The organism is Serratia proteamaculans, assembly GCF_949794035.1.
GTDB lineage: Bacteria > Pseudomonadota > Gammaproteobacteria > Enterobacterales > Enterobacteriaceae > Serratia > Serratia proteamaculans.
In genome coordinates this window covers 3,126,214-3,148,539 of the sequence record NZ_OX461105.1, presented here as the reverse complement: position 1 = coordinate 3,148,539, position 22,326 = coordinate 3,126,214, and the positions used below count along the sequence as shown (strand labels likewise).

30 protein-coding genes and 1 riboswitch are annotated in these 22,326 nt (G+C 52.4%); of the genes, 18 read left to right on the top strand and 12 right to left on the bottom strand.

The window, feature by feature from the left end; genetic code table 11:
- Positions 1-5: 5 nt before the first annotated feature.
- Together astE and QOT07_RS14755 are read left to right on the top strand one after the other, a co-directional pair.
- Positions 6-989, top strand: coding sequence for a succinylglutamate desuccinylase (astE, locus tag QOT07_RS14760; RefSeq protein WP_207979068.1), 984 nt, complete (start codon positions 6-8; stop codon positions 987-989).
- A gap of 652 nt (positions 990-1,641) precedes the next feature.
- Positions 1,642-2,724: a porin gene (locus QOT07_RS14755; protein WP_099064311.1), complete on the top strand. Its 1,083-nt coding sequence runs from the start codon at positions 1,642-1,644 to the stop codon at positions 2,722-2,724.
- A gap of 88 nt (positions 2,725-2,812) precedes the next feature.
- Here QOT07_RS14755 and QOT07_RS14750 read toward each other — a convergent pair whose 3' ends face one another.
- Together QOT07_RS14750 and QOT07_RS14745 are read right to left on the bottom strand one after the other, a co-directional pair.
- Positions 2,813-3,037 carry a biofilm development regulator YmgB/AriR family protein gene (locus QOT07_RS14750; RefSeq protein ID WP_099064310.1) on the bottom strand — a complete coding sequence of 75 codons (225 nt, stop codon included), beginning with the start codon at positions 3,035-3,037 and terminating at the stop codon, positions 2,813-2,815.
- Positions 3,038-3,167: 130 nt separating this feature from the next.
- Positions 3,168-3,359, bottom strand: a complete 192-nt coding sequence (locus QOT07_RS14745; RefSeq protein WP_012145560.1) for a YdfD/YebW family protein — start codon at positions 3,357-3,359, stop codon at positions 3,168-3,170.
- A 226-nt stretch (positions 3,360-3,585) separates the two neighbouring features.
- Between QOT07_RS14745 and lysM the strand changes: the two genes are divergently transcribed.
- The 5 genes from lysM (at position 3,586) to QOT07_RS14720 (ending at position 6,468) form a co-directional block, all read left to right on the top strand.
- Positions 3,586-4,032, top strand: coding sequence for a peptidoglycan-binding protein LysM (lysM, locus tag QOT07_RS14740; RefSeq protein ID WP_112349719.1), 447 nt, complete (start codon positions 3,586-3,588; stop codon positions 4,030-4,032).
- 287 nt (positions 4,033-4,319) lie between these two features.
- Complete coding sequence (locus QOT07_RS14735) at positions 4,320-4,460, top strand: hypothetical protein (protein ID WP_165366775.1); 141 nt, start codon at positions 4,320-4,322, stop codon at positions 4,458-4,460.
- Between the two features lie 23 nt (positions 4,461-4,483).
- Positions 4,484-4,648 carry a hypothetical protein gene (locus QOT07_RS14730; protein ID WP_020827317.1) on the top strand — a complete coding sequence of 55 codons (165 nt, stop codon included), beginning with the start codon at positions 4,484-4,486 and terminating at the stop codon, positions 4,646-4,648.
- Between the two features lie 97 nt (positions 4,649-4,745).
- A complete protein-coding gene (locus QOT07_RS14725; protein WP_283603411.1) occupies positions 4,746-5,687 on the top strand; it encodes a pirin family protein in 942 nt (313 codons plus the stop codon).
- Between the two features lie 427 nt (positions 5,688-6,114).
- Positions 6,115-6,468, top strand: a complete 354-nt coding sequence (locus QOT07_RS14720) for a DUF1304 domain-containing protein (protein ID WP_099064307.1) — start codon at positions 6,115-6,117, stop codon at positions 6,466-6,468.
- 28 nt (positions 6,469-6,496) lie between these two features.
- Here the strand turns inward: QOT07_RS14720 and QOT07_RS14715 are convergent, their stop codons facing one another.
- Complete coding sequence (locus tag QOT07_RS14715; RefSeq protein WP_012145556.1) at positions 6,497-6,883, bottom strand: helix-turn-helix domain-containing protein; 387 nt, start codon at positions 6,881-6,883, stop codon at positions 6,497-6,499.
- A gap of 457 nt (positions 6,884-7,340) precedes the next feature.
- Entirely contained in the window at positions 7,341-7,553 is a 213-nt protein-coding gene (locus tag QOT07_RS14710; protein ID WP_012145555.1) for a YccJ family protein, read from the bottom strand.
- Positions 7,554-7,754: 201 nt separating this feature from the next.
- On the opposite strand from QOT07_RS14710, the gene QOT07_RS14705 reads away from it, so the two are divergent.
- On the top strand, positions 7,755-7,994 hold the full coding sequence (locus QOT07_RS14705) for a DUF2766 family protein (protein WP_085117202.1): 240 nt from the start codon (positions 7,755-7,757) through the stop codon (positions 7,992-7,994).
- A 41-nt stretch (positions 7,995-8,035) separates the two neighbouring features.
- Here QOT07_RS14705 and QOT07_RS14700 read toward each other — a convergent pair whose 3' ends face one another.
- Positions 8,036-8,269, bottom strand: a complete 234-nt coding sequence (locus tag QOT07_RS14700; protein ID WP_099064306.1) for a YobH family protein — start codon at positions 8,267-8,269, stop codon at positions 8,036-8,038.
- A 178-nt stretch (positions 8,270-8,447) separates the two neighbouring features.
- Here QOT07_RS14700 and mgrB point away from each other — a divergent pair, with 178 nt between their 5' ends.
- The 5 genes from mgrB (at position 8,448) to QOT07_RS14675 (ending at position 11,271) form a co-directional block, all read left to right on the top strand.
- On the top strand, positions 8,448-8,591 hold the full coding sequence (mgrB, locus tag QOT07_RS14695; protein ID WP_099064404.1) for a PhoP/PhoQ regulatory lipoprotein MgrB: 144 nt from the start codon (positions 8,448-8,450) through the stop codon (positions 8,589-8,591).
- Positions 8,592-8,690: 99 nt separating this feature from the next.
- Positions 8,691-8,963: a YebO family protein gene (locus QOT07_RS14690; protein ID WP_099064305.1), complete on the top strand. Its 273-nt coding sequence runs from the start codon at positions 8,691-8,693 to the stop codon at positions 8,961-8,963.
- Positions 8,964-9,108: 145 nt separating this feature from the next.
- On the top strand, positions 9,109-9,423 hold the full coding sequence (locus tag QOT07_RS14685; RefSeq protein ID WP_099064304.1) for a phage protein NinX family protein: 315 nt from the start codon (positions 9,109-9,111) through the stop codon (positions 9,421-9,423).
- A 67-nt stretch (positions 9,424-9,490) separates the two neighbouring features.
- Entirely contained in the window at positions 9,491-9,727 is a 237-nt protein-coding gene (locus QOT07_RS14680) for a DUF4060 family protein (RefSeq protein WP_012145549.1), read from the top strand.
- 176 nt (positions 9,728-9,903) lie between these two features.
- The gene (locus tag QOT07_RS14675) at positions 9,904-11,271 is read left to right on the top strand and encodes an amino acid permease (RefSeq protein WP_099064303.1); all 1,368 of its coding nucleotides are present in this window, start codon (positions 9,904-9,906) and stop codon (positions 11,269-11,271) included.
- 39 nt (positions 11,272-11,310) lie between these two features.
- On the opposite strand, the gene QOT07_RS14670 is transcribed toward QOT07_RS14675, so the two are convergent.
- The gene (locus QOT07_RS14670; RefSeq protein ID WP_207979074.1) at positions 11,311-11,601 is read right to left on the bottom strand and encodes a hypothetical protein; all 291 of its coding nucleotides are present in this window, start codon (positions 11,599-11,601) and stop codon (positions 11,311-11,313) included.
- A 222-nt stretch (positions 11,602-11,823) separates the two neighbouring features.
- On the opposite strand from QOT07_RS14670, the gene QOT07_RS14665 reads away from it, so the two are divergent.
- The 3 genes from QOT07_RS14665 (at position 11,824) to cspE (ending at position 14,065) form a co-directional block, all read left to right on the top strand.
- Complete coding sequence (locus QOT07_RS14665; RefSeq protein ID WP_283603410.1) at positions 11,824-12,822, top strand: MBL fold metallo-hydrolase; 999 nt, start codon at positions 11,824-11,826, stop codon at positions 12,820-12,822.
- An 875-nt stretch (positions 12,823-13,697) separates the two neighbouring features.
- Positions 13,698-13,814 carry a DUF2627 domain-containing protein gene (locus QOT07_RS14660; RefSeq protein WP_071593021.1) on the top strand — a complete coding sequence of 39 codons (117 nt, stop codon included), beginning with the start codon at positions 13,698-13,700 and terminating at the stop codon, positions 13,812-13,814.
- A gap of 41 nt (positions 13,815-13,855) precedes the next feature.
- Positions 13,856-14,065, top strand: a complete 210-nt coding sequence (cspE, locus tag QOT07_RS14655) for a transcription antiterminator/RNA stability regulator CspE (protein WP_002221949.1) — start codon at positions 13,856-13,858, stop codon at positions 14,063-14,065.
- A 52-nt stretch (positions 14,066-14,117) separates the two neighbouring features.
- Here the strand turns inward: cspE and pgeF are convergent, their stop codons facing one another.
- On the bottom strand, positions 14,118-14,834 hold the full coding sequence (gene pgeF, locus QOT07_RS14650; protein WP_219016443.1) for a peptidoglycan editing factor PgeF: 717 nt from the start codon (positions 14,832-14,834) through the stop codon (positions 14,118-14,120).
- Between the two features lie 144 nt (positions 14,835-14,978).
- Here pgeF and rlmA point away from each other — a divergent pair, with 144 nt between their 5' ends.
- Positions 14,979-15,800 carry a 23S rRNA (guanine(745)-N(1))-methyltransferase gene (rlmA, locus tag QOT07_RS14645; RefSeq protein WP_283603409.1) on the top strand — a complete coding sequence of 274 codons (822 nt, stop codon included), beginning with the start codon at positions 14,979-14,981 and terminating at the stop codon, positions 15,798-15,800.
- A 66-nt stretch (positions 15,801-15,866) separates the two neighbouring features.
- Here rlmA and mntP read toward each other — a convergent pair whose 3' ends face one another.
- The 5 genes from mntP to manX all read right to left on the bottom strand — a co-directional run bounded on the left by mntP (position 15,867) and on the right by manX (position 20,192).
- Positions 15,867-16,436: a manganese efflux pump MntP gene (mntP, locus tag QOT07_RS14640; RefSeq protein WP_085117194.1), complete on the bottom strand. Its 570-nt coding sequence runs from the start codon at positions 16,434-16,436 to the stop codon at positions 15,867-15,869.
- A gap of 11 nt (positions 16,437-16,447) precedes the next feature.
- Positions 16,448-16,631, bottom strand: a riboswitch (yybP-ykoY riboswitch).
- A gap of 221 nt (positions 16,632-16,852) precedes the next feature.
- Entirely contained in the window at positions 16,853-17,311 is a 459-nt protein-coding gene (locus QOT07_RS14635) for a DUF986 family protein (protein ID WP_085117193.1), read from the bottom strand.
- Positions 17,312-17,506: 195 nt separating this feature from the next.
- Positions 17,507-18,349: a PTS mannose transporter subunit IID gene (locus QOT07_RS14630; protein ID WP_085117192.1), complete on the bottom strand. Its 843-nt coding sequence runs from the start codon at positions 18,347-18,349 to the stop codon at positions 17,507-17,509.
- A 15-nt stretch (positions 18,350-18,364) separates the two neighbouring features.
- On the bottom strand, positions 18,365-19,165 hold the full coding sequence (locus QOT07_RS14625) for a PTS mannose/fructose/sorbose transporter subunit IIC (protein WP_085117191.1): 801 nt from the start codon (positions 19,163-19,165) through the stop codon (positions 18,365-18,367).
- A gap of 55 nt (positions 19,166-19,220) precedes the next feature.
- Positions 19,221-20,192, bottom strand: coding sequence for a PTS mannose transporter subunit IIAB (manX, locus tag QOT07_RS14620; protein ID WP_283603408.1), 972 nt, complete (start codon positions 20,190-20,192; stop codon positions 19,221-19,223).
- 575 nt (positions 20,193-20,767) lie between these two features.
- Here manX and QOT07_RS14615 point away from each other — a divergent pair.
- Entirely contained in the window at positions 20,768-22,312 is a 1,545-nt protein-coding gene (locus QOT07_RS14615; RefSeq protein WP_112349727.1) for a TerC family protein, read from the top strand.
- Positions 22,313-22,326: the final 14 nt, after the last annotated feature.

The window sequence follows — 22,326 nt, the reverse complement described above, 5'->3', positions numbered from 1 at the left end:
CCACCATGTTTGATTTGTTGGCCCTGACGCTGGCGGGACAGGTCCCGGTTGAGCAACAGGGCGAGAACGCGAATTTGCACTGGCACTGGCTGGGGGAAGGCCTGCTGGAGATCACCCCACGGCAGGATTACCGCCAGGCGGTAGTGCTGTCAGCGGGTATCCACGGTAATGAAACTGCCCCCATTGAGCTGCTGAATCAGTTGGTCAATGATCTGCTCAGCGGTAGCCGAACCTTAGCGGTTAGGCTGCTGGTGGTGCTGGGCAACCCGGCGGCGATGCGTGCCGGTAAGCGTTATTTGCACAGTGATATGAACCGGATGTTTGGCGGCCGTTATCGTGATTTTGACCACAGTGGTGAAACCGCGCGGGCACAGCAACTGGAGCAGGCGATCGCGGAGTTTTTCGCCGATGAGGACGCTGCCCGTTTCCATTATGATCTGCATACGGCGATCCGTGATTCACGCCTGCCGCGCTTTGGTATTTTGCCTTTCCAGACGCGGCCTTACAGTGCCGAGATGCTGGCCTTGCTGGATGCCGCCGATCTGGATGCCCTGGTGATCCACAGCGCGCCGGGTGGCACTTTCAGCCATTTCTCCAGTGAGCATGCCGGCGCTGCCAGCTGCACGCTGGAACTGGGCAAGGCGAGGCCGTTTGGCAGCAACGATCTGCAGCAGTTTGCCGCCATTAACCGTGCGTTACAGACGGCGGTGAGTGATGAGCCTTTACCGCAACGAGCGGCGGATACCTTGCGGCTATTCCGCGTTGAGCGCTCGCTGATCAAGCGTAGTGAAGACTTCAGGCTGCATCTCAGTGATGATACTGCCAACTTTACCGAGCTGAAGCAGGGCACGCTGTTGTGTGAGCAACCGGGAGAAGAGTACCGGGTACAGCATGCCAGTGAGTGGATATTGTTCCCTAACCCTGGCGTTGCACTTGGGTTGCGTGCCGGTATGGTACTGATCGAAGCGCCACGCAGCACGCTGTATTGAACCGTTCTTCCTAAATACGTTTTTATACTTGCCGTGTTTGAGGTTGTAGTGATGTTGGCTGCAACCTTAAATAACGGCGGTATATCATGCTATCCCTTCCGCTTATTTCCCCTTCTTTATATTCCGCTGTTCAATGTTTTTTATTTTTTACCTTTCATCTTCGCCACACCTCTTTTTGATGGTTTGACTTCGATTAATTATTCGAAGCGGTAAAAGCTTGGCTTAAAACACGGGTAAATGTCCTAAATGACCAGCGCGACTTTACTCAGATAAAAATGTGAAATAAGTAACGTTATTAATAACCATGCTAAGTTTCATGATATTTATGAAACGAATGGAAAGCATACAAAAAGAAACTAAATTGCACCAAGTTAGTGCATTGCACCAATATGGTTATAACTTATGTGCCAAAATATAATTAAAATCAATGGTTTGATTGGTTGTGGTTCTGTAATATTTGGTTACAAATAAACATGCTTTATCCACGGTGTTTTATGAACTTTTTTATTTGAAGTTACGATTCATGATGCTAATGTCACATGGCTCCTTTATTAGGGGCGCTCATAAAACGCTAAATGATAAAGATCACAGCCCAAACCATAAATTGGGCGTGATGGGCAGGAATTAAAAATTATAATATCTAGGAAAATAAATGATGAAACGCAGTGTATTAGCCTTAGCTATTGCCCTCGGGGCAATGACCTCCTTTGCCAACGCGGCTGAAATTTATAATAAAGATGGCAATAAACTCGACCTGTATGGTCGTGTAGCGGCCAAACATGTTTTCAGCGATGATAAATCCGAAGACGGCGACAAGACTTATGTCCGTTTCGGTTTTAAAGGCGAAACGCAAATCAATGACCAACTGACCGGTTATGGCCAGTGGGAATACAACGTTCAGGCCAACCACGACGAAGCGCAGGGTACCGCGGGCACTAAAACCCGTCTGGGCTTTGCCGGCCTGAAATTCGCTGACTACGGTTCATTCGATTACGGCCGTAACTACGGCGTTGTGTACGACCCGGAATCCTATACCGACATGCTGCCGGAATTCGGCGGTGACTCCTATAGCTACACCGACAACTACATGACCGCACGTTCCAACGGCCTGGCAACTTACCGTAACCGTGATTTCTTTGGCCTGGTTGAAGGTCTGAGTGTTGCGTTGCAGTACCAGGGTAAAAACGACGGTGATGGCCGTGGCGTGACCAAACAAAACGGTGACGGTTACGGTATGTCCCTGGATTATCAGGACATCGGTGGTTCTGGTATTGGTGTAGCGGCGGCGTTCTCTGACTCCAACCGCACCAGTGCACAAAAAGAATTGGCTTACGGCAAAGGCGACAGCGCAACAGCCTGGACCACGGCAATCAAGTATGACGCCAACCAGGTTTACCTGGCAGCCATGTATGCCGATACACGTAACATGACGCCAATCAGCGGCAATGGCGTGTCTGGCTTCGCCAACAAAACGCAGAACTTCGAAATGGTGGCTCAGTACCAGTTTGAGAACGGTCTGCGTCCTTCTCTGGCCTACGTGCAGTCCAAAGGCAAGGATATCGAAGGGATTGGTGATGTCGATCTGGTGAAATACGTGGAAGTGGGTGCGACTTACTACTTCAACAAAAACATGTACACCTATGTTGACTACAAAATCAACCAGTTGAACGACGATAACAAGTTGAAACTGAGCACCGACGATATCGTGGCAGTGAACTTGACCTACCGTTTCTAAGTTTCAACGCTATTACCTTCTTCCTGTGTCGGGAACCAAAAGGTAATCAGGCAGAGCGCGAGCTCTGCCTTTTCTATTATTGGGGCCGCTATCCTTTCGGGGCTTGCCCCATCACCTCAATCGCCGAGCGCAAGGTGGCAAAGCGCTGCTGATTGGTCTCATGCTCAATCTCGTTAACCAAATGGGCCAAAATATTATTGCCAGAAATTTTTTTATTGAGATTGATCAGTTGGATCACTGCGCCGCCGACCACCAGGCTGACGTCGCGTAACAGGGTTTCATAATGTTCGTTTGAGAGGGTAGATACGGGCATCACGCCGTCTCCATATCGTTCGGGTGAAGCAATTTAGCAAACTGGCGGCATAAAGCATTGTAGGCAGACCTGTTTTCCGGTGAATTCAGAAATTCCTCAGAGGAAAGTAGCGGAAAACTTGTTCGATAGTTTACATCGGCGCATATTCGTTGGCTGGCAACCAGAAGCCGTCGATAAAATCCTCAAACGGAAAACAACCGGCATGGCGCAGGTTCTGTTCCTTCATGCTGATCAGACACTGGCGTTCATCGCGCAGTACGTCAACCACGATATCGGCACAGCCGCCATCCAGATAACAGACAAACATCACCAAGGCGTACATTGCGTCTCATGTCCTTCACCCAATCCTTCCATACCCCTATTGTAGGTAAAGTCGGCGATTGTTTCATGCCGGGCAGGTGCAACTGGACAGTTTGGCAACTAAATGTGGCACTTTCGGATTACTCTAACCGCTTAAAACCGCAGGGCCAATTGAATATCCCTCTTGCAGTGCTAAGCTTAACAAGCCTTAAGTCAACGCAACATTGTAACCATCGAAAGGAGTGAATATGGGTTTGTTTAACTTCGTCAAAGAAGCGGGCGAAAAGCTGTGGGACACAGTGACCGGCAATGCGACTGCCGAAGATCAAAGCGCCAAACTGAAGGACCACCTCAATAAGACCGGTCTGCCGGGTATTGATAAGGTTGATGTGCAGGTGGTTGACGGTAAAGCCGTGGTGACCGGTGACGCAGTCAGCCAGGAACTGAAAGAGAAGATCCTGGTGGCCGTAGGGAACGTCGCCGGCATCAGCGGTGTGGAAGACAAGGTGACGGTTGAACAAGCCGCCGCAGAAAGTCGTTTCTATACCGTGAAGAAGGGCGATACCCTGAGCGCCGTTTCGAAAGAAGTGTATGGTAATGCCAATCTGTACAACAAGATTTTCGAAGCGAACAAGCCAATGTTGTCCAGCCCGGACAAAATCTACCCGGGGCAGGTACTGCGTATTCCACAGTAACCGCGACACATTCTGCCTGGCCGGATCTCTGGTCGGGCTTTTTTATGCCATTTGCTATAAGTTGGTCTAATTATTTTATCGTTTTAATAAGAGTTGAGAATGCTTCCTGTTCTTCGCCGCATCAGTCAGGGGAGAATATTGACCCTGGCGAGGAAAGTTGATAGCGTCTTGCCACTCTTGAGGTCTGAGCGGCATTGGGCGCGGAATCTGACAAACCTGCAATGGCGGGCTTTTTATCAATCACCCCTCACAAAAACGTTAACGCGTGATGAGTTAAGATAGATTCTGTGAAACAACAACGTAATACCTCACAAGATAAAAACTACCGTGAAACTTTGGGAGACGCGCAATTTGCTGTCATTGTGCTGGCGATAGCGTCCTGCTCCCTGATCATCTTTACGCTGTCAGTCACGCTGTGGCTGACATGACGTCTTTCAATGCAGGGGATAAAATGGAGCACAATCTCCACGATGAAACCAAGCTGCTGGCTGTTATCGGCTTACTGGTTTCCGTGTTGTTAGTGGTATCAATACTCTTTGGTGTGACTTACTTCTCCGATCTGAAGCATGCTCGCGATGAAGTCGATATCAAAGGCTGCTATATCAAGGCATCTTAGCGCTCAGACCACCCAGGTTACGTTCTGGCCGCCGGCTCATGGTAAGCTGGCGTCCGGTTACTCACTTACCTGTGTGACGTTCTGGAGGCGTTTTATCATGAGCAATTCCCGCCCAACTCATTCTTCATCTTCCCGTGATTGTCCTGTGGTTGACGGCATCCGTCAGATCCAACGCATTGCCGTACGCAACGCCGAAGTCGGCGGCATTGAGATCAATCGTGCCTTGCCTACCCGCGAACGCCGTACCGTGGGGGCCTGGTGCTTTCTCGACCATGCCGGTCCGTCGGTATTCAGTGGCTCCTCGCAGGGGATGGACGTCGGGCCGCATCCGCATATTGGCCTGCAAACCTTTACCTGGATGATTGAAGGTGAAGTGCTACACCGTGACAGCCTGGGCAGTGAACAGGTGATTCGTCCCGGGCAGGTCAATCTGATGACTGCAGGGCAGGGTATCGCGCATACCGAGCAGTCAACGGGCGAACAGCGGCGTTTACACGCCGCGCAATTGTGGATCGCGTTACCTGCCGAACATGCCAATATGGCACCACGCTTCGATCATTATCCTGATTTGCCGTGCTGGCAACGCGACGGGGTCAGGCACACTTTGTTGGTGGGCGAGTTTGAACAATATCGTTCCCCGGTGTTCACTCTTTCGCCTTTAATCGCCATTGATTTGGAATGGCAGGCCGATGGCTATTTGCAATTACCTCTGCGAGAGGACTTTGAAATAGGCTTCTTGCCCCTTATTGGTGCATTTGAGGTTAATGATGAAAATTTTTCACCTGATGAGTTTGCCTATTTAGGTAAAAATCTTAACCGTATCGAGTTACATGCCAGGAAGGGCAGCCGTGCATTATTAATCGGCGGACTCCCTTTAAACGAAGAGATTCTCATTTGGTGGAACTTTGTCGGTCACAACAAGCAGGAGATTACTCAGGCGCAACGTGACTGGGAACAGGGGAATACACGTTTTCCCGAAGTTAGCGGCTATTATGGTCAACGTATGACCGCGCCACGCCTGCCCTGGAGCGATGTTTGATATCATCAGGCTATAACAAACTAATGGTTTTATTCATTTCGCTCTATTAACGTTAAATTAATGTGATCGAAATTCCATGTTTGGGCGTAAATATAGTTTATCTGGTAAATAGTGATCTGGCGCAAATAAAAGGTCGGAGCAGTGGATTAAGATAAATCTCAAGAAGTGATGTTGTCCACCGCTAGTCAGAAGCCTGTGAGGTCATTATGAGCCAAGTACTCTATCGTGCAAGATTATCCCATGTTGTTATTGCAACGGCGGCGTTTTGGATCACCATCGCAGCCATGTTGGTTGTCGCACTAAACTAACTCTGAATGATTATGCAATAAACCCGCTACGGCGGGTTTTTTTATGCCGGATTATTCGCAATATTCTGAGTGCGGTTATACTGGTTAAACCTAATCCCAGATTAACCCCGTAAAATAAAATGATAATTCTTTCTAATATAATCGTGTTGTTAATTGCCGCGATCCATTTGTATATCCTGATCCTGGAAATGTTCCTTTGGCAGAAACCTACTGGCAGGCGAGTGTTTGCTACCACCGCAGAATTTGCTGCGGCAACCCGGGTGCTGGCAGCCAATCAGGGACTGTATAACGGCTTTCTGGCGGCAGGACTGGCCTGGGGTGTCTGGCGCAACGATCCGACGGTGCAGCTGTTCTTCCTCGGCTGTGTGCTGGTGGCGGGCGTGTTTGGCGGGCTGACGGCCAGCCGTAAAATCCTCAGGGTGCAGGCGCTGCCCGCGTTAGTGGGGCTGGTGGTGGTCCTTTGGGCGCATTAGCCCGCCGATGACGGCGGCGGGAAAGCGGTCAGGCGGTCTTCTGATGAATGACGTGCAGCGGCGGGGCGATGTGCAAATCCACGCTTAAATCCTGGCGAAAATCATAAGGCGTGATATCGAACCGCTTTCTGAACATATAAGTGAAATGTGACTGTGAGCCAAAACCAAAATCGAGGGCGATGTCGAAAATAGAAGCGTCACTGCTACGCAACTGGTAAACCGCGCCGGCCAGTCTGCGCTCACGGATGTATTTGCCCAGCGAAATCCCGGTCGCTTCTTTGAACAGCTTCTGCATGTGCCACAGAGAGTAGCCGGAGTATTCGGCCAGCTCTTCGAGATGGATCACTCTTCCAAGGTGAGTTTCGACCCATTTACTGAGGGCGCAGACTAATGAGAGGTGATGTTCTTGTATCATCAGTGCGTCTGTGTGAGATCTACATAGCGCTGAAGTATACACAACTTGCCGCCACGGACAAAAAAGCCACCGACACCGAGGCGAAATTATTCGGAAAAACCATCGTCAGGTGGCTTGTCAGCCGGAAGGGAAAACGGCTAATCTGAGATTGGCCGCTACTGCCGATAGTAAAGTGGGTCAGATCGCAACACATAACAACCCAAGCAGATCCAGCCGTGACAATTCAGCGTTGATGGGGTGATCGCATGTTAATGACAGTGATTATTACTCTGGTTGTAATTGTAGGTGTAGCCGCTTTTATGGTGACACCGGTGATGAGAATGAATAATGCGGAAGGTGTGGGAGGTGAAGAGCCGTGATATCAGGGCAGAATATGACCCCCAATGGGGTTTGACAGACTACCGAAAAAGCCTGGGCACAGAGTGACCCGGGCTTTTTATTGCTGAGCATTAGCCGATTAAACGTTTTTCCGTTCCACGGTTTCTTCACCCCAGTACAGTTGGTCGGCGCTGGTTTTGGCAAAGGCCATTTGCAACGCTTCGTCACTGCCTTCTTCCCAGATTTTTTGTGCCAGAACCTCATCGTTTTTTGCCAGTTCAAAAATAGCCTCGGCGATCTCCACCGAAGTTTCACGCACGGTAGCCCAGGATTTCACATTGTGGTTTGCCATAACTTTCTCCTGTTGGGTTGTGGCTGAGGGTTGCGCCGAAAAGCGTGCCGCTCAAGGCTCAAGTATAGGTCAATTCAACCGGGCGTTTTGGCAGCCAATGCGCAACATCGTTGAAAATTCAGCGGCAAACGACCAGGAGGCGGTAAAGCCTCAGGCGGCATGCTATTCTGTGCGGCGTCTGAATTAAGAAGGAAAGGAATTATGTCCGACATGCTGAGCAACGATCAGGAATTGGCTTCCGACCTGGTGGCCTGCCAATTGGTGATCAAACAAATCCTGGACGTTATCGACGTTATCGCCCCCACCGAGGTGCGGGACAAGATGGCAAGCCAGTTGAAGAGCATCGATTTTACCACTCACCCAGCCGGTGCCGATCCCGTGACCCGGCGGGCGATTGAAAAAGCGATTGCATTGATTGAGATGAAGTTTACCCGCAGCTAATGGGGAAACCGCCGCTGAGCGACGGTTCTGAGCGGTGGTGATTAATCCACCACCGTTTCGACTTTCTTGAACAACGGGCAATCGGCCACGCCAATCACGCCGTTATCACCATGCAGATACTGGGCGATCACCAGGTTGCGTGCCGTCATGTACTTACACTGCAATCCCAGCCCACCGACGTTTTTATTGCTGCCGACCAACACGCCATAGCCCGAGAACAAAAACACCCCATACACTACTGCCAGCAGCACTGCCCATTTCACCAACTTACCCATTGTGACTCCTTGTTATTTATCGTCGTTGCGATATAGCCACGCTCCGGAGAAGGGGGCAATGGTAACAATCTGAAAAGTAGCCCTCAAGCCGGTTTCTAAACGACAGGTTAAACTTCGTTTAAGTTGGCTGTGATAGCATGCCCAACAAATTATCAAGATAACAATGAGGCTGCTAAATTTGTTACGGAAAAAAATCCTCGTGATAATGGCGTTCCTCGCTGCCTGCCTGTTCTTTTATCTGCTGGCGCTGGATAGCTATTGCGATGAGGGGGGCACATTCGCGTTGGGAGTTTGTTCCGTTACCCGCTTGATTCCCTGGTGAGATGCGAGGCAGTGCGTAACAATTTTCTATCAAGATGTTCGTGCCGGGGCCTGGAGTGCTAAGATGTCCGCCTGTTTTTAGCAGTAGATAGGGTTGTCCATGTACGATTTAGGTTTTGGTCCGAATAGCCTGGTGTCGCTGGTTGTCGCCGTGCTGGCACTGCTGGTGGGATTGTGGATCTGGTTCCTGGTGAATCGCGCCAGTGTGCGTGCCAATGAGCAGATCCGCCTGCTGCAGGAAATTGCCGAGCAGCAGCGTCAGCAAACTGCATTATTGAAAAGCCTGGCGCATAGCGCGCGCGGCGATAGCGTGACGGACGATGACGATCTCAGCCCGACGCTGGATTTCAAAGGTTTTATCCCCGAGCGTTAATCAAGATGCCTGTCGGGTGGCGTTGCCACCCGCATCGCGCCGAAAAACATTAGTGTAGATAATATAAAAACCCATCCCATTGTCATAAATCTGTCGTATTAGCATCGTAATGTAGCGCCAACTCTACGAAAGATGGATAAAGCCGATGATTAAATGGTATGAAGAAAGCGACGCCGAGGTGAACCGCAGCATTGCGTTGATCACCGGAGAAAACCCGGATAAATGGTATCCTTACGGCGGCGTGAAAGGTAAAGATTATTGCAAGAATCCCTCCGATGCCTGGCCGATTATCTGCGCCAATAAAATCAGTCTGAATGCCGATGCTCAAAGCGACAGTACGCAGTGGCAAGCGCGCATGAGCACTCAGCTTGGCGAGTGGCAGGCGGACTGCAGCAGCCCGCTGCGCGCCGCGATGATCTGTTTCCTGCTGAGCCAGCAAACTAACGAAATGGTCCGTTGAAACACCAGAATTACTGATGACTTTCCCTTTTTATGACAACAGAACTTGTCTCTGGCGGAGCCTGTTTATGAAGCGCATTATTAAAGGTGATAAAAACTTGTCTCATCTGGTGGTTGCCCATGCGGCAATCGATCGTCACGCCGAAAGCTTTGGTCAGCGCCGACAGGGCTGGCCGTCAACCTATCTGATAAAATATCAAAACGATCGCGTGGCGGTAGAGGTGGTAACACGTCGCCAGTCCTACGTCGCAACGCTGATGATTGGCGCGCGCAATCTGACCAAGTTGTGCGGCCTGTCCGGTTAAAAACTCACCCCTTCTACGGTTATTCCCAGTATAAAATAGCGCCCTGGCCATCGTTGCCGGGGCGCTACTCCTTGATGCTCACGGGGTTAAGTGTTAAAAAGCCGCCCGCAGATACATTTATTGATTGGCGAAATCTTGCGCAAAAGCGGCAGGATCCCACGCCATATGAGGATAAGATGGGCGGTCAGCAGCAGGATACCCCGCTAAAACGCGGTTTAAAAAACAGACACATACAACTCATCGCCCTGGGCGGCGCCATCGGTACCGGCCTGTTTCTCGGCATTGCGCAGACCATTAAAATGGCCGGCCCCTCGGTGCTGCTGGGTTATGCCATTGGCGGTTTTATCGCTTTTCTGATCATGCGTCAGTTGGGGGAGATGGTAGTTGAAGAACCGGTCGCCGGGTCGTTCAGCCACTTCGCCTATAAATACTGGGGTGATTTCGCCGGTTTTCTTTCCGGCTGGAACTACTGGGCGATGTTCATTTTGGTCGGCATGGCCGAATTGACTGCGGTCGGTATTTATATTCAGTATTGGTGGCCGGACATCCCGACCTGGGTTTCCGCCGCAGTATTCTTTGTCCTGATCAATCTGATCAACCTGGTTAACGTGCGGCTGTACGGCGAAACCGAGTTCTGGTTTGCCATCATCAAGGTGGTAGCGATTGTCGGCATGATCGTTTTCGGTGCCTGGCTGTTAGCCAGCGGCAACGGCGGTCCGCAAGCCAGTATCGGCAACCTGTGGGAGCAGGGCGGCTTTATGCCACACGGCATTGAAGGGCTGGTGATGGCGATGGCGGTGATCATGTTCTCATTCGGTGGGCTGGAGATGGTGGGCATTACGGCCGCTGAAGCGGCCGATCCGCGCCGTAGTATCCCCAAGGCCACCAACCAGGTGGTGTACCGCATTCTGATTTTTTACATCGGCTCGCTGACGGTACTGCTTTCGCTCTATCCGTGGGACAAAGTGGTCGAAGGCGGCAGCCCGTTCGTGATGATTTTCCATGCGCTGAACAGCAATCTGGTGGCAACCCTGCTCAATGTGGTGGTGCTCACTGCGGCGCTGTCGGTCTACAACAGTGGGGTCTATGCCAACAGCCGTATGCTGTTCGGGCTGGCGACGCAGGGGAATGCGCCCAAGGCGTTGACCCGGGTGAACAAGCGCGGTGTCCCGGTATTGTCGATCGCGCTGTCGGCGCTGGTGACCTCGGTCGGCGTGCTGATCAACTATGTGATGCCGGGGAAGGCCTTTGAGTTGCTGATGGCGTTGGTGGTCTCTACCCTGGTGATTAACTGGGTGATGATTTGTCTGGCGCATCTGCGGTTCCGCGCGGCGAAAAACCGTCAGGGTGTGATCCCAATCTTCAAGGCGTTGTGGTACCCGTTTGGCAACTACCTGTGCCTGGTGTTCCTCAGCCTGATTCTGGTGATCATGTATTTCAGCGAGGGGATCCGTATCTCGGTATTGCTGATGCCGGTGTGGATCTTGCTGTTGTGGACAGGCTTTATGCTGACGCGCCGCAAAGGCGCTAAAGTTCGGCGGTAATCTATAACGGAGGCGCTGTCTGCGCCTCCGGTTCATCCTTTAGCTGCGAGGCATAAAGGCATTGCCTGGGGCGGCGCGGCCTAATCCCAACAGCTTCCTGCACAGCAGGAACAGGGTGGTGATGACATCGATAGCGACCACGCTCAGCATCAGCATGCCCAGCATGAAGAAACTCACCAGCGCGCCAACCAACAGCACCAGCGGTGCCGGTACGCGCACCCGACGCAGTTTCATCGCGGCATACATTTTCCAATACTGCATCTGTGCCAGCATCGCGCTACGGATACGGCCCAGTCGAACACGTGATTTGCGTGATGTAGAACGGCTCATAACTTCTCCTTTTCTGAATGTCCTAATAAGTAAATCACAAGGATCTTAAGAGATGCTTAACAGGCTCTAGTCGGCCCTGGCATTCTTACAGGAACTGTGACAACACAATACCCGAAAAGGTCCCCCTGAGGTGAGCACGGTTCACAAAGCGTGCGGATCGCGTATCTTGTTATGCTGTCGAACCTGCCCGTGCAGGATGTCCGCAATGGTCGGGAGAGCAACTTGAAGATAACCAATCGTTACTATGATGCCGGCAAAGCGCACCATACCCCGCAGGGGTTTCGCAATCCGGAGCCTTCGCAACGTCAGGCGGGGGATTTAAAACGCTGGCAGGATGAGCGCAAACAGCTGGGGTTGCCCAAACCGCCGCAGATGGGCTATCCACAGTTTACCCAGCGCTGGTGGCAACGTGCCGACCTCAGCGGCAGCGATAACAGTATCTGGTGGCTGGGGCATGCCTCGATGCTGCTGCGTCTCGATGGCCGTTATGTCCTGATTGACCCGGTACTGTCGGAACGCGCATCGCCGTTCAGTTTTTATGGCCCGAAGCGCAAGACACCGCCGCCGTTGACGGTTCAACAGTTGCCGACGGTGGACATAGTATTAATTTCACACAATCATTATGACCATCTCGATCGACGCACCGTTCGGCAACTGGCGCGGCGATTCCCGCAGGCGACCTTTATTGTGCCGCTGGGGCTGAAGAATTGGTTCCGACGTTACCGCCTGCAGCGGGTAGAAGAGCTGGACTGGTGGGATAGCCTGCAGGTGGGCGATTTGACATTCCATTGCACGCCGGCGCGTCACTGGAGCATGCGCACCCTGTGGGACCGCAATCGCTCTCTCTGGTGCGGTTGGGTGATCCATCATCCGGCGCTACGCTTCTATTTTTCCGGAGACAGCGGCTATTCGGATAGTCTGGCAGACATTGGCACCCGTTTAGGGCCGTTTGACGTGGCGGCGTTGCCGATTGGCGCTTATGCACCACGCTGGTTCATGCAGGAACAGCATATGGATCCGCAGCAGTCGGTGACGCTGTATCAACAATTAAATGCGCCGCGGGTGATTCCGATCCATTGGGGGGTTTTTGAGTTGGCCGACGAGTCGTTGGATGAACCGCCGCAGCAATTAAATCTTGCTCTGAGTGCTGCGGGAATAGAGCAGCACCGGTTTCGGCCAATCAAAATTGGTGAGCGCATCGCGCTTGAGGCTAACTCTTAAGCGTTAATCCAGGGCCTGCAGGACGGTCGCGAAGGTTGCCACCGCCTGCAGGCCAGCGCCGATGCGGGCTGTGGCCATTCCGTAGTGCGGGGCCCGGTTATCCCATGCCTGAGGTTACGCGTTGGCCTGAATGGATACCACGTGGAGAAAAAGAGAAAATAAATACGCCCGGTAGACATTCTTATTGACCGAGTAAATACCTGCGCGTTTTTTAAGATTTAATTTAGCTATAGATTCCCACACTCTTCAAGGTTATTGCCGTTATTTAACCCCCGTAATAAGTAATGTATTTCACTGCTGCTGCACGACAAGAGTGCGTAAATTCTGATTTTGCATGCTTATGCACCCTAAAGTGGCACGCTATTTGATTTTTGTTATGAGATCCCGGTTGCACAAATTGTGGCCACCCTGATTGAGAGCAATAATGAGCCTGGGTATTATTTCGTTGCCGGGGGCAGGGAAGTCGCGGACGGAAGGCGGTGCCAGCGTCGGGCCATCCAGATGGCAACCCGATGGTCGGATCATCCGATATCAAATGTGCCCGTTCATCGATATTCAAAAGTTGTATAAGAAATTCCATAAAGATTCAAATTTTTTAACGTTCTAAGCGTCTGCCTGGGGTTATATGTTGCAACATACATTGGTCAATCGGATGAAAGAATTGTTAAAATTCAGTCAGGGTGCGGAGTGTAGCGAGGTATCACTGTTAAGCAGAAAATAGCTAAGGCTTCAACATCTTTTAGTCTATTTAAGCTTATGTTGCTCTCGACCGTTTCAAATATGTGCGACAGCTCCACCAGTGATTAAAAATGGCTTGCCATCGAATACAGAGTATGTGATAACGCATCTGGGTAAAACGAGGTACAGTTCTGTATATGTGTGGCATTTTCAGTAAAGAAGTTCTGAGTAAAAACGTTAGCGTTGAATACCGCTTCTCTGCCGATCCTTATCTTAGTGCCTCAAGCAGTAACGACTCTAGTTTGTCTATGTAACGCCTCCGGGCGGTTTAAACAATCCAAAGGAAATACTCAAGATGGCAAAGATTAAAGGTCAAGTTAAGTGGTTCAACGAATCTAAAGGTTTCGGTTTCATCACTCCAGCTGATGGCAGCAAAGACGTGTTCGTACACTTCTCTGCAATCCAGGGTAACGGCTTCAAAACCCTGGCTGAAGGCCAGAACGTTGAGTTCGAAATCCAAGATGGCCAGAAAGGCCCATCTGCAGTAAACGTTACTGCAATCTAATCAGCGTCAGCTGTACAAAAAACCCGCCTTAGTGCGGGTTTTTTCGTTTCTGTTATCTACCGGTAATAATAATCCCCGCATACTGATTTCGCCCGGTAATACCCGGATGCATAGGATCTTGCTCGCGCCGGTGACTGTTGCGACGGTAGCTGGTGTATTTAAAACGCTGTGGCTGGTGCGGGTCGGTATTGGGGGTGCAGATGGTGCAGCTTCCGGCATGGTCAACGGCGGAAAACCCCAGTTCGCGGAGTTTGGATTCGGCGATGGCGGCTAGATCCAGGTGGCGATAATGGGGACTGATTAAGGCCGCGGGCAGGGGTAACTGTTGCTTGAACCTTGCGACCAGTTCCTCGTTGACCTCGTAACAGCAGGGGCCGGCCGCAGGGCCAATGGAAGCCACCCAATTTGCGGTTGAGTCATCACGGCTGATACGCGCCGCCAGTTGCTCCAGAATGCCGTCCAGCAGGCCCCGCCAGCCGGCATGCACGGCAGCAATGGCAGAACCGTCGTTACGGCTGAAAATCACCGGCAGACAGTCTGCCGTTAACACGCTGAGCAAAATACCAGGCTGGGTGGTATAGAAGCCATCGGCTTCACCGCACCGTTGCGTCGTCTGCGTTACGTCAACAATACGAGTGCCATGCACCTGTTTCTTCTCCGGCAGGGTGACGCGGTAGGGCAGCAGGTGGCCGGGCAGCAGCGCACTTTTGTTGCCGAAACCGTGCTGAATGGCCGGTATGGCGTTGAGCAGTAGGGAATAATCGGTCATATAAGGTTTTTGCCTGCGTCAGAAAACTTAACGTCAGTGTAGCCAGTTTTTTTCCCGCTTGGCTAGGCCCTGGCGGGATGTACCTTGCATCACACCAGCGCCTTCTTTAGACTAGCCGCGCCGTATCTCTCTGGAATCCAAGCCATGTCTTATCAGTGCCCTCTGTGTCATCAACCGCTTCATTTATCTCATCTGCAATGGCGTTGCGACGCCAACCATCAGTTTGACTGCGCCAAAGAAGGCTATGTCAATCTGCTGCCGGTACAGCACAAGCGTTCAAAGCAGCCCGGAGATAGTGTGGAAATGATGCAGGCGCGGCGCGCTTTCCTGGATGCGGGTTTCTATCAGCCCTTGCAACAGCGGGTGGCTGAGCTGTTGGATCAGGCGTTGGCGACCGATGCACTGGCATTACTGGATATTGGCTGTGGTGAAGGCTACTACACGGCAGAGGTGGCGGCCCGATTGGCGCAGCAGCGGAATATTACGGTGTATGGCCTGGATGTTGCCAAGGTGGCAATTCGCTATGCCGCCAAGCGTTATCCGGCAGTGTCATTCTGTGTGGCGTCGAGCCACCGCCTGCCGTTTGCCGACGGCTCTCTGGACGCGATACTGCGTATTTATGCGCCTTGCAAAGCTGAAGAGCTGGCTCGGGTGGTGAAACCCGGTGGTGTAGTGGTCACGGTATCGCCCGGCCCACGTCACCTGTACCAATTGAAAGAACAGGTCTATCAGCAGGTGCAACTGCATGTCGAACAGGATGAGCAGTTAGCCGGTTTTGACTGTGAACGCGTTGAGTCGTTAGCCTACCCGATGACATTACCGGGTGAGCAGGCGGCCAACCTGCTGCAGATGACGCCGTTTGCCTGGCGGGCCTCTCCAGAGGTGCAGCAGCACCTGATTGGCTGCGAGGCCTTCGCCTGCGAAACCGATTTTGTCATCGCGCTGTACCGCCGTCAGCCTGATTAAGCCTGAATCACGGGCCACAAATAAAAAAACCTGCCATTGGCAGGTTTTTCTTTGCGTTCAGCTGGATCAGGCGAGATAACCCAAATGCTCCAGCAGGATATTGAAGCCGATACCGATCAGCACCACGCCGCCGAGGATCTCCGCACGTTTGCCTAGCAATGGCCCGATAAAGCGGCCAATCATCATGCCCAGGGTGGCCATAATCATGGTGGCACAGCCGATAGCCATGGCAGTGTGCACGATATTCACCTGCAGGAAGGCCAGACCGACACCGATGGCCATAGCGTCGAGGCTGGTAGCAATGGCGGTGGCGACCAACAGCCAGAACCCGTGACGCTTCACTTTTTCCACTTCATCCGGCCGGTTTCTGACGCCTTCGACGATCATGCGCATGCCGAGGATAAACAACAGTGAGAAGGCGACCCAGTGATCCCATTCCATAATGTATTGGCTGGCGAACAAGCCGATGCCCCAACCGATAATCGGCGTAATGGCTTCAACGACCCCGAAGATAAGTCCGGTGCGTAGCGCTTCACGAAAACGAGGTTGATGCAGGCTGGCACCTTTGCCGATCGATGCGGCGAACGCATCCATAGACATGCCAAAAGCGAGAATGAGTGTAGCTGACAAGTTCATGTTAAGTAACCTCGGCCGGGCGGCTCCATATACACGTAACCCACCCCCAACCATACGACGGAGTTACGTGTCTATGGTCTCGCCAACCTTACCTGGCTGCCCGCACCACGTTTTAATGTATAAAACGAGTATGTTGATACGGGCGTTTCTGGCGTTTTATTGTCCAGAAACCGGCTACTCCCCAATGACGGCGCAACCATACCATATTAATTCCGTTACCAACAACCCTTATTCCCGATGGAAATTTGTTTGGCGTTGATAATTGTTTTCATTAATGGGATGTACAGAAAGGAATATAATGTAGGCGAGTGCAACAATATTGCGTAAATAATCATCAGGTAGCCTCGTGCGCTGGCGAATAATTATCCACATACAGCGCGGGGCGAGGCGATGGGAGAGTTAAGGCTATTGCTTACTCACTGATTTTCTACAAAAAAGTGATAAATTTTTTCCAAATCGTCTAATTGAGTGACCTGGATCAGCAAGCGACGCTGCTCCAGATCTATCACCAAGATGCCATCCTCGGATAAATTCATGGCTTTAATCCGGTTATATTCAATAAAGGCGTTGGCATAAAAGAAACCCTGGGCTTTAAACAACATCTTGGGCCAGCGGATATAAGAAATATAAATGGCGATCAGTGCTAAAGAAATAAGCAGATAGGTGGTTATTAACGCACCCTGAGTGGTGACATTTCGATAGAGCAGAATGGCGATCAGGCCGATAAAAATCAGGCCATCAATCCGATTACGGCGTTTTAACTGCACCTTGAGCAAGGTTTTGCCTTTCAGCAGGTTCATACCGAACTCGTCGTAAATCGCATACACCAGCATCAGCGCGGTGAAAATCAGTAATACGCCATCGGTCAGCGACATCTTTCAACTCCAGAAATAAAAAAACCGGGGGGTTCCCCCCGGGCAGACGGCTGGTAGAGCCAGTTATTAGGGAGAGCGTGCCGAAGGGGTCGTAGCAACTTTAGTTGCCGGAGCGCCCCTCGGTGCGCTAGGCCCGGGTATCTTGGGCTAAACATCAAACTCAAACCGGGGGTTTCCCCCCGGCGATTAAAACGCTTACAGACCCAGCAGACCTATCCAGTAACCGAAGATACCGATGGCAAAGAAGCCAATGATGATCCACAGCGCATTCACTTTTCTGCGCAGTAGCCACATACAGCCGAAGGTCAGCAGCAGTGGCACCAGACCCGGCATCAACTGGTCGAGGATGGTTTGCACCGTGGTCACTGTGGTATGCCCGGTCTGGTCGGTGATCTTCGACACCACCAGCGGGATATTCACGTGCGTCCACTTGTTAACCAGTGCCCCCATGACAAACAGGCCGAGAATGGACGCTCCTTCCGTCAGTTTTTGCAGGAAGCCGCCGCCCATATCATTAACGATATCCACCCCTTTGCGGTAACCGTAGGCCACGCCGTAATAGCGGGTCATCAGGCGCACCAGGTTGAACAGAACGAAGAACAAGAGCGGACCCAGCAGGCTGCCACTCATGGCAATACCGGCGCCGAGTGCGGCGAATACCGGCCGTACGGTACCCCAGAAAATCGGGTCGCCGACGCCGGCCAGTGGCCCCATCAAACCGACCTTGATGCCGTTGATAGCCGCATCGTCGATCGGTGCCCCGTTAGCGCGCTGTTCTTCCATCGCCATGGTAACGCCAAGTACCGGCGCCGCCACGTAAGGGTGGGTGTTAAAGAACTCCAGATGGCGTTTGATCGCCTGTTTGCGGTCGTCGTTATTTTCCGGGTACAGGCGACGGATCACCGGCACCATTGAGAAGCAAAAACCCAGCGCCTGCATACGTTCAAAGTTCCATGAACCCTGGAACAGATTCGAGCGCATAAACACACCGCGAATATCGGCTGGCGTGAGTTTCTTTTGAGCTGTTGTATCAACCATTTCTCTCACCTATTCCTAGTCGAGTTCGTTATCGAGGTCGTTGGCATTAGCCGGACCAGCCTGGACTACCTGAGACTTGTTGTATTTCGGGCTGAGCTGGATATAAAGCACGGCCATCACCACGCCGATCACGCCGAGGGCGACCAGGTTAAAGTTGGTGAAGGCAGCGGTAACGAAACCGAGGTAGAAGAATGGCATCAGGTAGCCGGCACGCATCATGTTGATCACCATGGCGTAACCAACCACCACGATCATCCCACCGGCGATGTTAAGGCCGCTGGTGACGACTTCCGGGATCGAGTTAAGCAGCGCGTGAACGCCTGAGGTGCCCACCGAAACCGCAACGATAACCGCCGGGATGGCGATACGCATTGCCTGCAGCAGCAGGGCGGAGATATGCAACCAGGTAATGGCGCGTAAACTGCCGCGCTCCGCCGCGCTGTCTGCCGCATGCTGGAAGGCCACGGTCAGGGTACGCACGATGATGGTCAGCACTTGCCCAGCAGCTGCCAGCGGTATGGCCAGGGCGATACCGGCCCCGACGCTTTGCCCACCGGCAATAACCAGAATGGTGGAAATGATTGACGCCAACGCCGCATCTGGCGCTACCGCCGCACCGATGTTCATCCAGCCCAGTGCGATCATCTCCAGCGTACCGCCGATGATGATACCGCTTTTCATGTCACCGAGAATAAAACCGATCAGGGTACAGGCGACCAGCGGACGGTGAAACTGAAACTCGTCGAGGACAGAACCCATCCCGGCGATACAGGCAACGATAAATATCAGTACAATCTGAAGAGTGGTAATCTCCATTGCACTTCTCCTATGACCAAAGATCTCTGAGTAAAGTAATTATTGGCTGTCGCCATTAATTGAGTTTGTTAATCAGGTCCATCATTTTTAACCGACTGTCGGACGAGACTTTACGAACTTCCAATTCAATACCGCGCTCGTTTAATTTCTTAAACGCTTCGATATCTTTTTCATCAACCGAAACGGCGTTGTTCACCTGGGTTTTGCCCTGACGGAACGCCATGCCACCGATATTCACCGATTTGATATCCACACCAGCTTCCACCAAACGCCAGACGTCGGTCGGGTTGGTGAACAGAAACATCACGCGATCGCCGGCGTATTTCGGGTTGTTCCAGACGCGGATGGCTTTCGCCACGTCAACCACATGTGCGGTGACGCCCGGCGGGGCAACCTGAGTCAGTAAGGTCTTGCGAACGTGATCGGCGGCAACTTCGTCACTGATCACGATGATGCGAGTGACGTCGGTTTCCTTGGTCCAGCGGGTCGCAACCTGACCGTGAATCAAACGGTCATCGATGCGGGCCAGGCCGATTTTCATATGGTCATTAGGGCCCAGCGGTGCCTGAGACGCAGCGGGTTTTGCGGCAGGAGCACTCTGTGGTGCCGCGGGCTTAACACTCTCTTCGGCTGGTTTTTTCAGCGCTTTCACGCCCTCACGGCCGGTTTCCAACGCCAGTGCGACCAGATCGTCGAAGCCAGGGTTGTCATCTCGTGCCATGAACGTTTCCACCAACATCGGAATGTTAACCCCGGTGACGACCTCATAGTTTTCTTTATCGACGGCAATGCGGCTGGCCGCATTGAACGGGCTGCCGCCCCAGGTATCGACCAGGAACAGGACGCCACCGCTGGTGTCGAGTCCACTGATTTTTCCGTTGTATTTCTCGATTAACGTTTCGGCATTTTCACCGGGGACGAAATCTATAAAAGCGACGTTGTCCTGTTCGCCCAATAGCATTTCCGTCGTTTTCAGCAATTGTTCTGCTGCGGTCCCGTGTGTGCCGATGATAATAGCTATTGCCACTCGCTACCTCCTCATTGAACTTCATGCACGGATTGTGTCGTTGTTTAGTTCATTTCCTTGCTGGCAGTCACCTGCGTGGTTCAGATACATTATGGTAGAAATTTGGAAACCCGCCGTTAACATTTCCCGCGCAGTTTCAAACGCCTGTGCGCAATGAACCCCATCAGCGCCATTTATTTTAGTGAGTGAAAAAATAAATTTTGTGACGTTGCTCTGTTATTGAACGCTCGGATAAGTCCTAACCCGGTGTTTGCGGAATTAAACACCAGAGCTGTTACAAGACGATGCAGAAGGTAAAAAAGCTTCTTTGCCGGCAAAAAAATTCCTGCTAGAGTATTTCTTCTTTCATATTCAGGAGTGAAGGGCCTCAGCCCACCCTATGGACTGTCACCGAAGTTACTGTTTTTCAAGGTTCCACCCGCCACCTGCTGGCGTTGTACAAGTCACACGGCCGTTCGGCCATCCCCCGGTACTGCAATCCCGATATCTTGCTGTTTCTGTCCGCGCCCTTGCTGCGTCGGCATTGTCACGTCTGAGCACCGCTCGGCCATCCCGTCTTTTTTTCGGAGTCTGATATGGAATTTTTAATGGACCCCTCAATTTGGGCTGGGTTACTGACACTGGTGGTATTGGAAATTGTACTGGGTATCGACAACCTGGTGTTTATCGCCATTCTGGCCGATAAGTTGCCGCCGAAGCAGCGTGATAAAGCGCGCATCCTTGGCCTGTCGCTGGCGCTGTTTATGCGTCTGGGCCTGTTGTCGGTTATTTCCTGGATGGTGACGCTGACCACACCGCTGTTTAGCGTTGGGGAGTTCAGCTTCTCCGGTCGCGACCTGATCCTGCTGTTCGGCGGGGTGTTCCTGTTGTTCAAGGCCACCATGGAGCTGCACGAACGGTTGGAAGGGCAAACGCACCAGGATGGCGCCAACCGCGGCTATGCCAAGTTCTGGGCGGTGGTGGTGCAGATTGTGATCCTTGACGCCGTGTTCTCACTCGACGCGGTGATCACCGCTGTGGGCATGGTGAACGACCTGCCGGTCATGATGACCGCCGTTGTCATCGCCATGGTGGTGATGCTGGTGGCTTCAAAACCGCTGACTAACTTCGTGAATGCGCATCCTACTATTGTGGTGCTGTGTCTGAGCTTCCTGCTGATGATCGGCCTGAGCCTGATCGCCGAAGGTTTTGGCTTGCATATTCCTAAAGGTTACCTGTACGCCGCGATTGGTTTCTCAATCCTGATTGAGCTGTTTAACCAAATCGCCCGCCGCAACTTTATCAAGCATCAGGCTCATCGCCCGATGCGTGAACGCACCGCAGAGGCGATCATGCGCCTGATGGGGCAACAGCGGGCACAGCAGACGGACGAAACGGCACCGCAGCCGGTGGATGAAACCTTCGCCGAAGAAGAACGTTATATGATCAGCGGCGTGTTAACGCTGGCCTCACGTTCACTGCGTAGCGTGATGACGCCACGCACCGAGATTTCATGGGTGGATTGCGATCGTTCCCGTGAAGAGGTGCGTGAGCAACTGCTGGATACGCCGCACAGCCTGTTCCCGGTTTGCCGTGACTCGCTGGATGAAATTATCGGTGTGGTTCGTGCCAAGGATCTGCTGGTGGCGGTAGAACGGGGTGATGATATTGCCGAGTTTGCCGCACGCACGCCACCGATTGTAGTGCCGGACACCATGGACGTGATTAACCTGCTGGCGGTATTGCGCCGTGCCAAGGGGCGTCTGGTGGTGGTGACCAACGAGTTTGGCGTAGTGCAGGGGCTGGTCACGCCACTGGACGTGCTGGAGGCGATTGCCGGTGAATTCCCGGACGAGGATGAAACGCCCGATATCGTGGTGGAAGATGCCGGCTGGCTGGTGAAGGGCGGAGCCGATCTGCACTCACTGGAACAGGCGCTGAACTGCGAGGATCTGGTCAGTCCGACGGCGGATTTCGCCACCCTGGCGGGGTTCCTGCTGTCCCACTACGGTCAGATGCCGGCGGTGGGCGAAACGGTAGAACTTAACCGACTGCGTTTCGAAGTCGTTGCCGTGTCCGAGTACCGCATTGAGTTGGTGCGTATTACCAAGGTGGAACCTCTCGACGAGGAACACCAGTAACACCGGGGCCGGGG